This window comes from Acinetobacter sp. GW821-FHT09D10, from assembly GCF_059416285.1.
Map to the genome: position 1 here is coordinate 26,185 of NZ_JBWKOW010000003.1, position 16,195 is coordinate 42,379.

16 protein-coding genes and 1 pseudogene are annotated in these 16,195 nt (G+C 39.4%); 11 read left to right on the plus strand and 6 right to left on the minus strand.

Going from position 1 to position 16,195, the window contains the following annotated elements; translation table 11 throughout:
• Window positions 1–15: 15 nt before the first annotated feature.
• The 3 genes from fadA to AC07M3_RS09160 form a co-directional block, all read right to left on the minus strand.
• Complete coding sequence (gene fadA / locus AC07M3_RS09150; RefSeq protein ID WP_004640802.1) at window positions 16–1,188, minus strand: acetyl-CoA C-acyltransferase FadA; 1,173 nt, start codon at window positions 1,186–1,188, stop codon at window positions 16–18.
• Between the two features lie 12 nt (window positions 1,189–1,200).
• Window positions 1,201–3,354, minus strand: a complete 2,154-nt coding sequence (fadB, locus tag AC07M3_RS09155; protein WP_004640803.1) for a fatty acid oxidation complex subunit alpha FadB — start codon at window positions 3,352–3,354, stop codon at window positions 1,201–1,203.
• Between the two features lie 150 nt (window positions 3,355–3,504).
• Complete coding sequence (locus AC07M3_RS09160) at window positions 3,505–3,621, minus strand: hypothetical protein (RefSeq protein WP_100222434.1); 117 nt, start codon at window positions 3,619–3,621, stop codon at window positions 3,505–3,507.
• Between the two features lie 304 nt (window positions 3,622–3,925).
• Between AC07M3_RS09160 and lpxO the strand changes: the two genes are divergently transcribed.
• Complete coding sequence (gene lpxO / locus AC07M3_RS09165) at window positions 3,926–4,840, plus strand: lipid A hydroxylase LpxO (protein ID WP_198496430.1); 915 nt, start codon at window positions 3,926–3,928, stop codon at window positions 4,838–4,840.
• A gap of 133 nt (window positions 4,841–4,973) precedes the next feature.
• Here lpxO and AC07M3_RS09170 read toward each other — a convergent pair whose 3' ends face one another.
• Together AC07M3_RS09170 and AC07M3_RS09175 are read right to left on the minus strand one after the other, a co-directional pair.
• Complete coding sequence (locus AC07M3_RS09170; protein WP_494567130.1) at window positions 4,974–5,165, minus strand: hypothetical protein; 192 nt, start codon at window positions 5,163–5,165, stop codon at window positions 4,974–4,976.
• 33 nt (window positions 5,166–5,198) lie between these two features.
• Window positions 5,199–5,573: a transposase gene (locus tag AC07M3_RS09175; RefSeq protein WP_133747524.1), complete on the minus strand. Its 375-nt coding sequence runs from the start codon at window positions 5,571–5,573 to the stop codon at window positions 5,199–5,201.
• A gap of 139 nt (window positions 5,574–5,712) precedes the next feature.
• On the opposite strand from AC07M3_RS09175, the gene AC07M3_RS09180 reads away from it, so the two are divergent.
• The 6 genes from AC07M3_RS09180 (at window position 5,713) to AC07M3_RS09205 (ending at window position 11,384) form a co-directional block, all read left to right on the plus strand.
• Window positions 5,713–6,243: a CHAP domain-containing protein gene (locus tag AC07M3_RS09180; protein WP_494567265.1), complete on the plus strand. Its 531-nt coding sequence runs from the start codon at window positions 5,713–5,715 to the stop codon at window positions 6,241–6,243.
• A 133-nt stretch (window positions 6,244–6,376) separates the two neighbouring features.
• The gene (gene uvrC / locus AC07M3_RS09185; RefSeq protein ID WP_494567131.1) at window positions 6,377–8,176 is read left to right on the plus strand and encodes an excinuclease ABC subunit UvrC; all 1,800 of its coding nucleotides are present in this window, start codon (window positions 6,377–6,379) and stop codon (window positions 8,174–8,176) included.
• A gap of 118 nt (window positions 8,177–8,294) precedes the next feature.
• The gene (locus AC07M3_RS09190; protein ID WP_494567132.1) at window positions 8,295–9,089 is read left to right on the plus strand and encodes a thioesterase family protein; all 795 of its coding nucleotides are present in this window, start codon (window positions 8,295–8,297) and stop codon (window positions 9,087–9,089) included.
• 118 nt (window positions 9,090–9,207) lie between these two features.
• Entirely contained in the window at window positions 9,208–9,795 is a 588-nt protein-coding gene (pgsA, locus tag AC07M3_RS09195; RefSeq protein WP_004640822.1) for a CDP-diacylglycerol--glycerol-3-phosphate 3-phosphatidyltransferase, read from the plus strand.
• Between the two features lie 126 nt (window positions 9,796–9,921).
• Window positions 9,922–10,776: a methylated-DNA--[protein]-cysteine S-methyltransferase gene (locus tag AC07M3_RS09200; protein ID WP_494567133.1), complete on the plus strand. Its 855-nt coding sequence runs from the start codon at window positions 9,922–9,924 to the stop codon at window positions 10,774–10,776.
• Window positions 10,773–11,384, plus strand: coding sequence for an alpha-ketoglutarate-dependent dioxygenase AlkB family protein (locus AC07M3_RS09205; RefSeq protein ID WP_494567134.1), 612 nt, complete (start codon window positions 10,773–10,775; stop codon window positions 11,382–11,384). The genes AC07M3_RS09200 and AC07M3_RS09205 overlap by 4 nt, the downstream gene beginning before the upstream one ends.
• Before the next feature lie 194 nt (window positions 11,385–11,578).
• On the opposite strand, the gene AC07M3_RS09210 is transcribed toward AC07M3_RS09205, so the two are convergent.
• Window positions 11,579–12,352: an IclR family transcriptional regulator gene (locus AC07M3_RS09210; RefSeq protein ID WP_003654555.1), complete on the minus strand. Its 774-nt coding sequence runs from the start codon at window positions 12,350–12,352 to the stop codon at window positions 11,579–11,581.
• 367 nt (window positions 12,353–12,719) lie between these two features.
• Here AC07M3_RS09210 and AC07M3_RS09215 point away from each other — a divergent pair.
• The 4 genes and pseudogenes from AC07M3_RS09215 (at window position 12,720) to AC07M3_RS09230 (ending at window position 16,181) form a co-directional block, all read left to right on the plus strand.
• Window positions 12,720–12,851: pseudogene (locus tag AC07M3_RS09215) on the plus strand (hypothetical protein).
• Window positions 12,842–14,941, plus strand: coding sequence for an FUSC family protein (locus AC07M3_RS09220; RefSeq protein WP_494567135.1), 2,100 nt, complete (start codon window positions 12,842–12,844; stop codon window positions 14,939–14,941). Before AC07M3_RS09215 ends, AC07M3_RS09220 begins: the two are co-directional and overlap by 10 nt.
• Window positions 14,934–15,140, plus strand: coding sequence for a DUF1656 domain-containing protein (locus AC07M3_RS09225; protein WP_004640831.1), 207 nt, complete (start codon window positions 14,934–14,936; stop codon window positions 15,138–15,140). Before AC07M3_RS09220 ends, AC07M3_RS09225 begins: the two co-directional genes overlap by 8 nt.
• A gap of 39 nt (window positions 15,141–15,179) precedes the next feature.
• A complete protein-coding gene (locus tag AC07M3_RS09230; RefSeq protein WP_494567136.1) occupies window positions 15,180–16,181 on the plus strand; it encodes an HlyD family secretion protein in 1,002 nt (333 codons plus the stop codon).
• The last annotated feature ends 14 nt before the right edge of the window (window positions 16,182–16,195 follow it).

Sequence of the window (16,195 nt, forward strand, 5' to 3'; positions counted from 1 at the left end):
TTATCTTGGTGTTAATTAAACACGTTCGATAATCGTTGCAATACCTTGACCAAGGCCGATACACATCGTCGCAAGACCAATTTGAGTATCTTGTTGTTCCATTACGTTTAACAACGTAGTGGTGATACGCGCACCAGAACAGCCTAGTGGGTGACCCAAAGCAATCGCACCACCATTTAAGTTAATGATGTCTTGCTTGTCATAAACACCTAAGCCTTTCATTACTGATAAGCCTTGAGCAGCAAATGCTTCGTTTAACTCGATAGTTTGAATATCAGCCATCGTTAAACCAGCACGTTTAAGCGCTTTTTGAGTTGCTGGAACTGGACCGTAACCCATGATTGCAGCGTCGCAGCCTGCAACTGCCATAGAGCGAATTACAGCGCGTGGTTTTAAACCTAACGCTTGTGCGCGCTCAGCAGACATAAGCAACATTGCAGAAGCACCATCAGACAAAGCTGAAGATGTAGCCGCAGTTACAGTACCGCCTTTTGGATCGAATACAGGACGTAATGCTTTGAACGATTCAAGGTTTGCATCTGGACGAATCACTTCATCGATGTCACAAAGGATTTTAAAACCATTTGCATCGTGACCTTCAACACCAACGATTTCGTTTTTGAAACGACCTTCTTGTGTTGCAGCCCAAGCACGGCGGTGAGATTCAACACCAAATGCATCTTGCTCTTCACGGCTAATACCATTCATGCGACCTAACATTTCAGCTGTTAAGCCCATCATGTTAGATGCTTTAGCATAGTGTTTAGATGCTTCTGGGTTAAGGTCGATGCCATGCATCATACCTACGTGGCCCATGTGCTCTACACCACCAATAATGAAGATATCACCTTGGTTAGTTGCAATCTGTGCAGCAGCAGTATGAAGCGCTTGCATAGATGAACCACAAAGACGGTTTACCGTTTGACCTGCCACAGTTTTTGGTAGGTCAGCCAATAAGCCGATGTTACGGCCAATGTTCATACCTTGCTCTAGAGTCTGGTTTACACAGCCCCAGATCAGATCTTCAACTTCATTGGTATCAAACTGGTTACGAGCAACGAGTGCACGAACTAATTCAGCAGATAAGCTGTCAGCACGTACATTGCGGAACATACCGTTTTTGGTTTTACCCATTGCAGAACGTACGCCATCAACGATGACAACGTCACGTGGATTTAAAGTAGCCATTCACGTTGCTCCTTAACCGTAGAATTTTTTGTTGTTAGCAGCCATGTCACGCAACATTTGTGGCGCTTCATAAGCCTTACCTAAGTGTGCATATTTGTCGCAAAGCGCAACGTATTCAGCTACACCTGTCTGGTCGATATAACGACATGGACCACCACGGAATGGAGGGAAACCTACACCCATAATCATTGCCATATCAGCTTCAGCTGCAGTTGCAACGATGTTGTCTTCTAAGCAACGAACTGTTTCGTTACAGAAAGCAAGCATCATGCGGTCAATGATTTCTTGGTTATCAAACTCGCGTTTTTCACCAGTGACGAAAGGAGCAATGATTTCATACGCTGTTGGATCAACAGTTTTTGCTTTCTTGCCTTTCTTGTCGAGTTCGTATTTGTAGAAACCAACGTCATTCTTTTGACCAAGACGTTTAGCTTCGTACATTGCTTGGATTGAACCTTTGTAGTCTGGCTTCATACGGTCTGGGAAACCTTCAGCCATCACTTCTGCACCATGTACACCAGTGTCAATACCTACAACATCGATGAGGTAAGCAGGACCCATTGGCCATCCAAACTTAGACATTACATTGTCAACTTGCTGGAAGTCTGCGCCGTCTTTTACAAGAAGGTCAAACGCACCAAAGTAAGGGAACAATACGCGGTTAACCAAGAACCCTGGGCAGTCATTTACAACGATTGGTGTTTTACCCATTTTTTGAGCAAGAACAACAGTAGTGGCAATCGCTTCTTCAGAAGTCTTTTCACCACGAATCACTTCTACCAATGGCATCATGTGAACTGGGTTGAAGAAGTGCATACCTACGAAGTTTTCAGGGCGTTGTAAAGCTTTCGCTAAACGCGTGATTGAAATCGTAGAAGTATTAGACGCAATAATCGTATTTTCACGAACATGCTTTTCAGTGTCCGCAAGAACGATTTCTTTAACTTTTGGATTTTCGGTAACCGCTTCAATCACGATGTCGACTTCTTTAAACTCGTCATAGCTTAAAGTAGGGCGGATACGTGCAAGGGTTTCACCCATTTGCGCAGGTTTCATTTTCTTACGTTCAACTTGTTTAGTTAACAAGCTGTTCGCTTCTGACATACCTAGTGCAAGTTGTGGATTACCAATATCTTTCATGATAATTGGTGTGCCTTTGCTTGCCGCTTGGTAAGCAATACCACCACCCATAATACCAGCGCCAAGTACAGCTGCTTGGTTTACAGGGTGAGCACCTTTTTCATGTTTCTTAGCAGTTTTCTTAACAACTTGGTCATTGAGGAATAAACCAATCAATGCACCAGCTTGTGGAGTAATTGCTGCTTTAGCAAAACCTTCAGCTTCAGCTTTTAATGCTTCGTCACGTGCAAGGCTTGCACCTGCTTGTAATGAGTCAAGTAATAATTTTGGAGCAGGGTATTGAGCAGGATTCGCTTTAGCAAGTACAGCACCTTTTGCTGTGTTGAACGCCATCATTTGTTCAAGCGGGTTCAATTTTACAGCATCAAGTTTTTCTTGACGTTTTGCTTTCCAGTTTAAACGACCAGAAATTGCTTGCTTAACCAAGTCCGTTGCAGCATCAAGTAATTTATCAGCAGCTACAACCGCATCTACAGCACCATCTTTTAGCGCAGCAGCCGGTTTTTTCGGAGCAGCCATCGCCATCCATTCAACCGCGTTGTCGATACCGATAACACGGCTTAAACGTACGCTACCGCCAAAACCTGGGTAAATACCAAGTTTAATTTCTGGTAAGCCAACCTGTGCAGCTTCTGACATCACTCGATAGTCACACACTAAACACATTTCAAAACCGCCACCTAACGCCATACCGTTAATAGCAACAACTTTTGGAATGTCTAAATCTTCAAAGCTATTGAAGATTTCGTGAACAGGCATAAGCCAGTCAACAATCGCTTTTTCACCTTGAGCGAAATTTTCACCAAACTCGGTAATGTCTGCCCCAACAATAAATGTTGATTTGCCAGAGGTAACAACTAAGCCTTTAATATCATTATTTGCTTTTACCGCAGCAATAGCAGCTTGGAAATCTTCAATTGTTGCACGGTTAAATTTATTGACCGACTCACCTTGTAAGTCAAAGCGGAATTCTGCAATTCCGTCCGAAAGCATTTGGACGGTAATGGCATTGCCAGCGTGGATCATGCCTGATCTCCTTGGTTTTGGAGGACTTCTAAATTGATGTTATGAAGCGTGTGCACAGCTTTGGTACACATTTATGCTTCGCTAATCTTACGATAACTATATCTAAAAAAAACCTGACAAGTTGTATCAAGCCGTGACGCAAGGGTCATCTTATTTTTTATTTAATTCATCTCTAGTAAATGCATAAAAGAAATCATAAAGATAGGTGTAAACCAAAGTCATTTGTTTTAATTTAATTTTTTCTTTATAACGCATTGGAATTATCAAATTTTTATATAAAAACGATTAAGTTTTAAAGCTTAACTTTTTGTCAAAAAAGTCAATTGTTCAAGTCATAGCCTATAAAATAAAATAGGAATATGCATAAATTTTAAGTTCTTAAAGTTATGGAAAAATAACGTATATTTATTTTTTTTATTTAAAGTATGATCTCTATCATTTGACTTAATTTTTTTACATTGGCTTTTTATAAGTCAATTTTGTTAAAATTTGCGCCAATTAAATAAACCTCCGGTTTCTATTACCTTAAATATAAGGTGAAGTTGCCCCAATCTTTTAAAAGAGTAGCAATATGATTAAGTGGATCATATTAGCGATTTTTGTGATATCAGCATTGTATATCCAACATCGCGGCAAAGTGCGTCACTCGTTTTATCGTCAGTTTTTTGACCATTCAACCTTGCTCGCACCGATTAACTTTTTAATGTACATCTTTTCAAAGGTGCCGAATCAGCCTTATATCGACACTCAGCATTTTAAAGATTTAAAAGTGTTGGATGACAATTGGGAAATGATTCGTGATGAAGCGAAAGCTTTATATGATCAAGGTGGGATTAAAGCATCGAGTACTTATAACGATTTAGGTTTTAACTCATTCTTTAAAACAGGCTGGAAACGTTTTTATTTAAAATGGTACGAATCAAGTCATCCATCTGCTGCTGAGCTTTGTCCAAAAACCACAGCTCTTCTTAAAACATTGCCAACGATTAAAGCCGCAATGTTTACTGAGCTTGCACCCGATAGCCGTTTGGTAAGACACCGTGACCCATATGCAGGTTCATTACGTTATCACTTGGGTTTAATTACACCAAATGATGACCGTTGTTTTATTGATGTCGATGGTGAAAGATACTCTTGGCGTGATGGTCAAAGTGTAGTTTTTGATGAAACTTATATTCATTACGCTGAAAATAAGACAGATCAAAACCGTATCATTTTCTTTGCAGATGTTGAACGTCCAATGAAAGTGAAATGGATGGAACGTTTCAACCATTGGTTCGGTCGTAGTGTGATGACCGCGGCAAGTTCACCGAATGAAACAGGTGACCAAACAGGGGGCTTAAATAAAGCTTTTGGTTATGTCTACCAAATTCGTATTAAAGCCAAAGCATTAAAAGCTAAAAACCGTAAGTTGTATTACTTTTTAAAATGGTTCCTGATGCTTGGGATTTTCTTCCTAATTTTTGTTCGACCATATGTATTTTAATAAAAGCGCCCGAAAGGGCGTTTTTTGTTTTAAGCTAAAAATAGCCTGCTATAAGGAATAGGTTATTAATGAAATATATATTAAATCATTAGTCAATAAGTTTGCCATTTTTGAAAACTTGAATAAGACTTCCTTACCAACCATAGATGACAACGTGATCTGTCTCTGACTCAATCATTAAATATCCTTTTTCTATATCGCCTTCAACAATGATCTCCACTTCAGAATTTGATTCAATATCATATTCTTCTGCCCAAGGTTCGAGTATTAATTTCATTTTCTCATTTTTCGAGTTTCTATAAATAAACTTTTGTTTTAATCTCATAATTTTATTCTCCTAATTATAATTCCATATATATTATTGTTGTGATTTGTCTTTATCTTTTATTTTGGTAAGGAATTCATCTTGTAGATCTCCACTTAAAATTACTGTCTTCTCATTTTCTGTATATGTCAGCATAAAGTCACCTGAGATCTGATCTAAGCTCACAGGACCATCAATAATACCTAAAATTGTACTTGTAGTATCAATAGTAGTCTGTTTAATGATCTTAAATAAGGTTTCCTTATCCTTTTGAGTTAAAGATTGATAAAAAGTGAGAGCATCAAACCAGTAGGGATCTTTTTTAATTTTATCATCCATTAAAGTAGATGAATAAATCTGTTTATAAGTATCGATATATTCATCTGAAACAGTATTTATAAGTTCTTTGACAAATTCTTTAGTATTCATAGGAATTAACCTTTATTAAATTTTGTGACTCATTTCACAGTGCTGGCAATTTGTTACAACTATTAAAAACCAATAAGCAATTTTGATTCTACAATGGCGCGGTTTTTTCGAAGACTGGTTAGCGGAAGTAGGTTTTAAAATGGCTCATGCTCATCACGCAGTTCATGCACATGTTCACCATATCAAAGTGAGAAAAGAAGAAAGCTCTCAGGATGATTTAAAAATGAAAGTGATGCTAAGACAAGCAGCTCCGACGTCTGAAAAACATAAAAAATCTGATGTTAAAAGACAGCCATCTGAAGATCAAAATATTAATTTGCACAAGTTCTCAAGTAAGCTTGAAAGTATATCTGCCAACCATAGCAAAGAAAAATGTGCCAAAAACATCCGTATTGCTTTACAAGCAGCAGGAGCAGATGTGTCTAAGCACCCAGTAGCTGCCTCTGATTGGGGGCATACGCTTGAGAAGAATGGCTATAAGAAAATTAAACCTGCTTTTAACCGTCCTCAAGAAGGTGATATTTATATTATTGAGCGGACAAGTGGCCACACATATGGTCACATTGCGGGATATACAGGCAATGGCTGGTTCTCGGATTTTCGCCAAAAAACCTATGCGGTCTATAAAGAGAAAGACGTTAAATATAGCTACTATCGTCTCGATTCTTAAAATAGTACGACATAGTCTGTCGGGGCCTATCAAAATCTCTTTTCAAATTTGGCTTCTGGCACAGTAAAGCACTTGAAAAGTAGTGGTTAAAACATCACATTAGCTATTCAGTATTAAGCCATGTCTGCCGATAGTGAATCAAAACGCTCGTCCCCATATTGAAAAAATTTTAGCCCACATGACCCAACTTCCAGGTGTTTATAAAATGCTAGGGAAAGAGGGCGAATTGTTATATGTCGGCAAAGCAAAAAACCTAAAAAATCGGGTGTCGAGTTATTTTGTTAAAACGATTGAGCATCCTAAAACTCAGGCTTTGGTTGCACGAATTTATAATATTGAAACTTTGGTGACTCGTTCAGAAACCGAAGCGTTACTCTTAGAACAAAACCTAATCAAACAACATCGTCCGCCTTATAACATCATGCTGCGGGACGACAAGTCATATGTCTATATTTTTGTTTCGTCAGATAAGCCCTATCCTCGGCTTGCTAGCGGTCGTGGCAAAGGGAAGCATCAAATTGGTAAGTTCTTTGGACCTTATCCAAGCGCCTATAGCGCTCGCGATACTTTACTGGTTTTACAAAAACTTTTTAATGTTCGTCAGTGTGAAAATAGCTATTTCTCACAGCGCAAACGCCCATGTTTGCAATATCAGATCAAGCGTTGCTCTGCACCTTGTGTAGGTCTGATTTCACCCGAAGATTATAAAGAAGACGTTAATAACAGTATTCGTTTTTTGCAAGGCGACACCAAAGAGTTAAATCAAGAGCTCATTGCTAAAATGGAGCAAGCTGCGGCTGAACTTGAATTTGAAAAAGCTGTTTTTTACCGCGACCGATTGTCTTTGCTTCGTGAAGTACAAGCACAACAGGCTGTTTTTAAGGTTAAAGGTGAAGCGGATATTCTGGCAATTGCATATCAGGCTGGCGTGACTTGCGTACAAATTATGTATGTAAGAAATGGGCGAATGTTAGGCGGTAAAAGTTATTTCCCAGACATGCTTGGCGATGATCTTGGCCAAATGCTCAGTGACTTTATGGCTAACTTTTACTTTCAGGTTGCAGATGAAGTTCCAAATGAACTCATTGTGAATATTGCATTACCTGATCGTAAGGAGTTAGAAGAAGCATTGGCACAGCAGTTTGGTAAGAAGGTCCAAATTAAGAGTAGTGTGCGAGAAACTCGTGCGGAGTGGCTAGAGCTTGCTGAAATGAATGTTCAACATGCCATTAAGGGGCAGTTGAGTAATCATTTAGAACTTAATGAACGTTTTCATCAGTTAGAACAGGTGATTGGAAGACCAGTCGATCGTATTGAATGCTTTGATATTAGTCACACCATGGGTGAAGCTCCAATTGCATCATGTGTGGTGTTTGACCAAGGTGGTGCTCGTAAGCGTGATTACCGCCAATTTGCCATTCAAGATATTACTGGTGGTGATGATTACGCTGCCATGCGCCAAGCCTTAACACGACGTTATAAAAAAGCCATATTGCCTGATCTGTTGTTGATTGATGGCGGTAAAGGTCAACTTCACATGGCGATGGACGTCATGCAAGAACTTGGGCTCGATGCTTTTATGGTGGGGGTATCTAAAGGTGAAGGGCGTAAACCAGGCCTTGAAACTCTACATTTTACAGATGGCACTAAAATTCAATTACCAGAAGACAATAAAGCATTGCACTTGATTCAGCAGGTGCGTGATGAAGCCCATCGCTTCGCAATTACTAAACACCGAGCTAAACGTGATAAACGTCGTAGTACATCGGTTTTAGAAGCAATTCCGGGATTAGGTCCTAAACGCCGTCGAGATTTATTGACCCATTTTGGTGGGATTCAAGGGGTTTTGAAAGCCTCGGAAAAAGACCTCACACTTGTGCCTGGTTTTGGTGAGATGATGGCCAGAACAATTTATAAAATTCTCCATGAATAATCATGCGAATAATGTGAGTGACAAAATAATTCGCAAATTACTCAATGATTGACCATTCACATTCCAATCAAAATGATGAAAGATATTTCCTAATAACACTTTCATTTTAGGGAAAGGAATGTCATTGCTGCGATTATTTGAAGAAATAAAAGAAAAGGAATGGATTGAAATACCTGAAGGATGGTTACAAGGCCGCACGGTTTTTGGTGGTTTTGTTGCAGGGTTATTGATGCAAAAAGCTTGTTCAAATATTCACGACCCAAATAAAAGATTATTAAGTTGTAGCATTACTTTTGTGGGCCCTGTACAGCAGGGACCTGCCCAATTGACTATTGAAATTTTAAGGGAAGGAAAGTCGGTCACTACGCTTGAAACTCGTTTATGGCAAGATGGCGCGGTACAAACTATTTTGGTTGCAAGCTTTGGTGTGCCTCGCACTTCGAATATTGAAGTACGACAAGAACCTATAGTTCCAGTTTATGCGCAACCGGAAGACTTACAACCTCTTCCTTTTGCTAAACAAATGCCAGAATGCTATCAACATTTTGATGTATGCTGGGCAGAAGGTCATTATCCTGTTACAGGAAGTCAGTATGCTGACTTTGGAGGATGGTCAAGATTTTCTCCAGAAAAGCATGTAAATCGTCAAATGACTTTGCCAGATTTAATTGTTTTGATGGATATTTGGCCACCCGGTGTATTGCCGATGTTTAAACAAGTTGCTCCTGCAAGTTCTTTAACTTGGCACATTACCTATGTGCATCCGATCCAGCATCAACTATGTGACTGGTTTAAATATAAAGTGGTAACTGAATATGCTGGTGAAGGTTATTCCACAGAATATGCGCATTTATGGGATCAAAATGATCATTTAATTGCAATTTTACGGCAAACTGTTACGGTATTTACCTAAGCAGTCTACTTCCTCGATTCATATATTTCGTATAAAGTGGCTGTTACAGATAGATACAATATTGAAGAATGTATTTTTGTCTGTTACAAGATGCTTGAAGACTAAATTGGCGGTGTTTATGACCACAGGGCGAATCCTGAATATCCCAAATATCCTAACTTTGGCGCGTATCGCGCTTATTCCTGTATTTTTGGTGATTGCGTATTGGCCGCCTGCAATGGGTATTGGTGAGCAAGAAGGAAGTATGAGTCGTCATATTATCTTGACTGCAATTTTTGTGTTTGCTGCTATTACCGATTGGTTTGATGGCTATTTGGCACGAACTTTAAACCAGACTTCAGCATTTGGCCGTTTTTTAGATCCAGTTGCAGATAAGCTTATGGTGGCAGCAGCACTGATTGTTTTGGTGCAATGGAACCCGACCATATCAATGGCTTTTGCTGCAATTGTCATTATTTCAAGAGAGATTACAGTTTCTGCTTTACGTGAGTGGATGGCAGAGCTTGGCGCAAGAACGAGTGTGGCTGTATCGACAGTAGGTAAATATAAAACAGCTTTTCAGATGATTGCCATCAGTGTGTTTTTACTTAATTGGCAACCTTTAGAAATGCTGGCATATGCCTTGTTATATACCGCTGTGATTCTTACTTTATGGTCAATGTTTATTTACCTAAGAGCCGCTTGGCCTTATTTAAAGCAACCTTAATTTCAGATTGAATGATTAAGCCTTTCTATAATGAAAGGCTTTTTTATTTTCGGATAGTGCAAGAATCGGGTCGTCACCGAGCTTTAGGTACTTTAATGTAAGATATAACTGCTAAGGAGGTGACACATGCAAATGCTTTCTTCTCGGCAATTTGCTGTAATTGCCACTGTAATTGAATATTTATATGAACATCTGGACCAGCAACCTAGTCTGGACGATGTTGCGAGTCACATGAATTTAAGTTCAGGTTATATTCAACGCCAGTTTCAAGAATGGGTGGGTATTAGCCCGAAAAAATTTGTTCAATATATGAGTTTGCAACAGGCAAAATATTATTTGATGCAGCAACGCAGTTTGTTAGACACTGCTTTAAACACGGGTTTGTCTGGTACCGGTCGTTTACATGATTTGTTTATTCAGCTTGAAGGCATGACGCCTGGTGAATATAAACTGCAAGGTGAAGGGGTTACACTTAATTATTCGATTGAAACGAGTCCCTTTGGTGAGTTGCTGGTTGTAAGTAGCGATAAAGGGATATGTTCTGTTCGCTTTATCGATACTCGTGAAAATATCGAAGAAATAATTAAACAGCAGTTCCCTAAAGCTCAATTAAAAAATCAGGCGCCGATTTGGCATCAACAAATTGCGCAGTGGTTTGAACAAGATTTCTCAGAACACTTACAGCACAAGCTTCCGCTTAACTTAGCAGGGACTCCGTTTCAGCTACAAGTATGGGAAGCGTTACTGACCATTCCAGAAGGTCAATTGCGGACCTATCAAGATATTGCAGAGCAAATTGGCAAACCTAAAGCCGTTAGAGCCGTTGCTACAGCAATTGGACAAAACCCGATTGCATATTTAATTCCTTGCCATCGGGTGATTCGTGCAACGGGCATGGTCGGAGAATATCATTGGCAAAAGGGGCGTAAATTGGCATTGTTAGCTTGGGAGATGTCAAAGCAACATGGAGAGACCGAATGACCTTGGATTTATTTGCTCCAGAGCCTTGTAAAAATTTATTGCCTTATGATGGTGAAGTTCAGGACTATGGTTGTATTTTAAGCCTAGAAGAAGCTGAACAATATTTTCACTATCTTTACCAACATCTCGCGTGGAAACATGACGAGGCTAAGTTGTATGGCAAGCACTTTATCACTCCCCGAAAAGTGGCATGGTATGGAGACAATTATTATCAATATAAATATTCGGGTGTCATTCGTGATTCTTTGCCTTGGGATCGAGGGCTTGCCAAACTAAAACAATTGGTAGAACAGCGGCTTTCAGAAAAATTTAACTCGTGCTTGGCAAACCTTTATGAAGATGGAACACAAGGTATGGCTTGGCATAGTGATTCGGATGTTTCTTTAGCAAAGACCACAACGATTGCATCTTTAAGTTTTGGAGCTACCCGTAAATTTTCTTTTAGACACATTCAAAGTAAAGAAAAAGTTGAATTGTGGCTACAGCCAGGCCAACTCATCGTGATGCGTGGTGAAACGCAACAACATTGGCAACATCGTTTAAATCGCTCAACAAAGATTTTACAGCCGCGTATTAATCTTACTTTCAGGCAGTTTCAGTTTTCATGAATTTCATTAAAAATTCGGCAAGAAAAAAGCCCATGATGGCAACATGAGCTTATTCCTCTGAGGGGGATGCTTCTATTGATGAGCTGCTGATGAAAAGAATCATCAATAAGAGCTAAAATCATAATATGAGAATATTGTGATCTATTCAATGCATTAAAATGTAAGAAAAGGTTAAATTATCATAAAGTCGGGTTTTAAATTTCACCTTTTTCAGATAACTCCATAAAACGTTGTTCAATAAGTGCTGCATTTTCTTGCAAAATTTCGGTGAGCTTTTCAACATTTAAAAAATCAAAACGATTTTTAGAAGCAACTAAAGTTAAAGCTAAAGGTACTTCTTTGTTCGAAAAACGAACTGGAACGGCAAGGCCAGAAACATTGGGGTCAATCTCACCTTGTGAGAAATAGAATCCTTGTTTTTTAATTTTACGCATACGCTGAATAAAGCTTGGTTCATCTTCAGCAAAACCTGATTGTTTTAATTCTTGCTGGTAACGATGATAGTAGTCCTGCATCCGTTGTTTACTTAAATGCGAAACCATCGTTTTTGGAGATGACCCCACGTAAATAGGTCTTGGGCAGCCTCGACCATATGAGAGTAATTCGGTGTCTTTGAATATTTCATGGTGAATATCAATACAGTAATCATCATTTAAATAGGTGAGCAAGCAGCACAGTTCGGTACGCTCTACAATATTTCGCATAAATGGTGTGCTGATTTGAACTAACGGATCAGTGGTTCGAGAAATATAGTCAAGAACGGCAATTTTTGAGCCTAAGGTATAATCGCCAGACGTTCCATTAATGCGTTTTAATAGATCGGTAGACACCAGTTCTTTCAGATAACGGTAACTGGTTGGTTTAGACAAGCCAAGTTCTTCGCAAATAATATCGACATTAATTATTGGACGCGAAACTGAAAATAGGTCCAGTACGGTTAAAATTTTGCCAAAACTTGAAATTGCCATAGCGTCTTGTTCGTATCCTTTAACAAAGAGTCATGTTTGAGTTCTTATAACAGAAAAAAAGAAAATTTGTCTCAATTCTAAAATAAATGCCTGATTTGAGTATTTTACTCTGACAAAGAGAAAACTTCTCTTGGCTTATACATCATATACGATTATCAAAAAATATATCAAATTATCAAATAGAGATATTTTAGTTGACTAAATCGCTTTATTTTGAAAAAATTGCCAAACAAAATATCTAATCGAGAAATTGGTCGATTCTAGGCGAATTTCTTGATACCTCTTCTTTCCAAAGTTTGGCCGTTTAAATAACGTCCAAATTGAAATCATCTGGGCCAATCGGGCAGGATGTGGAAAAATCATTGTATTGAAGGATGCTCCTCATCTCATTTGCTTTTAGGCAAATGGCACAGTTTTGTTGTCTCTAGAAAGGCAATTTAACATTGAAGGGCATGCTCATCAGTTCAAATCTGTATTTGAGATGAGTTCATGTTATTAAAGCAAATACTGGCGTTTCGCCCGAGTAGGCTTGATCTGATCTTTGCAATAAAAACATTTATTGCCGGAATGCTGGCGTTATTTGTTTCATTTGAATTAGATCTGATTAACCCGATGTGGTCGATTGGTACGGTCCTGATTATTGCCAATCCTTATTCAGGAATGGTGTCCTCTAAGTGCGTCTACCGTGTGGTAGGGACGATTGGTGGGGCTGTGATTGCCTTAACGCTAACGCCACATCTAATTAATACACCTTGGTTGTTTACCGTGGTGTTGTCGTTGTGGGTAGGTTTTGCACTTTATGTGTCTTTACTTGACCGGACTCCACGCAGTTATGCTTTTATGCTGGCGGGTTATTCGACAGCCATGATTGTCTTCAATGCGATTACGTATATTGATCAATACAATATTTTTGATATTGCTTTAGCTCGGGTCATAGAGATTTCGATTGGGGTGATTTCAAGCGCTGTGGTTTCTGCCACTATTCTTCCAATGCACATTGGTTCTGCGATTAAGCAACGCGTCATCAAAACGCTTAAAGATACAGAAAATTTGTTTGCTAATTTATTAATTGCTGACCCGCAACAGAACAATACTCAACTTTTAGCGACCATTACTCGCGACACCACAGATATTCATGCTTTGGCAGTACATTTGAGTTATGAAAAGGGTGAGTTGCATGGCATGACCAAACCATTGCAGGAAATGCTTCATCAAATCTCAATGGTGGTCGCTAATCTGGTCGCTTTATCTGAACGTATTAAGCAACTTCAAGAGCTTCGGTTTATCGAAACTCATTCAGAAAAACTGCAACAGCTCTCAGCGCATGTTGTACATTTTCTGGAGCAAAAAGATCTGATTATTGATGAAAATATTTTGCAGTTACCTGATGAGTTTGAAAGTGATTTTGCAAGTTTGATGGAATCAGCTTCTACACATCAGCAAGTTTTGGTCGCAGCTATGAAAATGGATGTACGCCATTTCATTAGCAATGTTTTAGCGGTTAAAGTCTTGTGGCAGCGAATTCAGCAAGGTAATAAAGAAATCCCTGACAACATTACCCCAATGACCACTAAATATCCAAGTTTACACCGTGATCATGGCGTAGCTATACGAGGTGGTATTAGTGCAGTCCTTATTACATTTATTGTGACTGGGGTCTGGATTATTTCGGGATGGAAAGCCGGATTTATGATGGCGCAAATGGGCGCAGTAACGGCCTGTATTTTAACGGCCTTAGATAACCCTGTTCCAGTTTTGCGTATTTTCATCTGGGGCAGTATCGCTTCAGCGGTTTTAGTCTTCGTTTATGCATTTGGTATTTTTCCTCATGTCACCACATTTTGGGAACTTGGACTGGTTTTATTACCTATGTTCCTGTTTGCAGTTTCTATGATGGCCAACCAGATGCTTATGCCAGTGGGTATGGTTTTGGGTATTAATACCATGATGGGCCTAAATCTACACAATGCTTATAGCATGGATGCAGTGTCTTATCTTGATGGTTCTTTTGCCATGATCTTGGGTGTCTTAGTGTCTTTAGTTGTCATTGACGTTGTTCGTGCAATGTCTCCAGACACGAGTGCAAGCCGTATTTTGGCCTTGCATTATCGTGCCATGCGACAAGCGATCTATCTGCCTTATGGCCTTGATTTTAAAGTTCACTTACGCAGCATGTTAGATCGGATAGGGATTCTAAACAGCAAAATGGTGCAATCAGGCGAGATTAAAACTTCAATTCATCAAGCACTGATTGAGTCGAGTAGTATTGTTGATTTAAGCCGATTGCAAGAGTTAGCCAATCAGTTTCCTCAGACATCCGAACTCACTCAGCATATTGGTGATTTGCAACAAAATCTGGATGAACTGTTTAGAGCTAAAGAAAATGATGCAGACAATACTGCGGCTTTAGTGGAAAAAATCCATCGAGCTTTATTTGAACTAAAACAGCTTGCTTCAAATGTTGACGATATGACTATGCGACAAAGATTACTTATTTCACTTAACAATATTGCTTATAGCATGTGTCATGTTTCATCAGATCAAATGAGTGAAAACAGCACCTTTAGAGGAGCCACAGCAAATGGGTGAGTTTAATGTTTATGGCATTTACGTGCCTTCTTTGCTCGTTCAAGCCCTCTTGGCATATATATGTTTCCGTGGATTAAGTGTTTTAACCAACAAGTGGATTGCACAAGGCTGGATTGCATTACCTAGTATTTTTAATTTGTGTTTTTACCTTTTATTGCTCTTGGTGATACATCAAATTTTTGTTGGGGTAGGTGCATAGAGATGATTGCGAAATTAAAGATTGAGTTAGGTGAGTGAAATGAATCAGGTGGATTTGAAAAAAGTCATCCGTCCAGTAATTTTGATTATCGCATTAATGGTTGCAGTTTATACCATTGTGCATTTGTGGAACTACTATAATGCAGCGCCGTGGACACGAGATGGTCGAGTTCGTGGTGACGTTATTCAAGTATCTTCGGATGTAGCCGGCCTTGTCACAGAAGTTTTGGTTCAAGATAACCAGAGTGTGAAGAAGGGTCAGGTGCTCTTTAAAATTGATGTGTCTCGTCGAGCTTTAGATGTCGAGCAGGCAAAATCTGATTTAGCAAAAGCGAAAGCAGCATTTGCTCAATCACAAGCAGGCTTAGCTCAAGCAAAAGCAAACCTGATTAAATCAGATACCAATATTCGTTTAGCTGAAAAAAATGCGAGCCGCTATTCAAACTTAATGGATGGAGCAATTTCAAAGCAAGAACAAGATCAGGTTTTTGCAACACGTGATCAATCCCATGCCGAGCATGAGCAATTACAAGCAGCAATTGAACAAGCAGAAGCAACTGTTAAGCAACAGCAGGCCTTGATTGAGGCAGCAACGAGCAGTTTACATTTGGCTGAGCTTAATATGCATCGTGCCGCAGTGGTTGCACCAGCGGATGGTACTTTATCTAACTTTGATATGAGCCCAGGAAACTATGTTCAAGTAGGCCAAGCTGTTGCTGCATTACTTGACCGTAAACAACTGTATGTGGTGGGTTATTTTGAAGAGACCAAATTAAATCGTATTCATGTCGGTGATCAGGCCACTGTACAGTTAATGGGTGATAACCAAAAAATTAAAGGCCATGTACAAGGTATTGCATCGGGAATTGAAGATCGTGAGCGTTCAAGTAGCTCTAAGCTTCTTGCCAATGTAAACCCAACCTTTAGCTGGGTTCGTTTAGCACAGCGTGTACCCGTGAAGATCGTATTAGATGAAACACCGAAAAATCAGCTTGCTTTTGTCTCGGGACGAACTGCTACCGTACATATTGTTGAGAAGTAAAAAAGAAGGAAGGC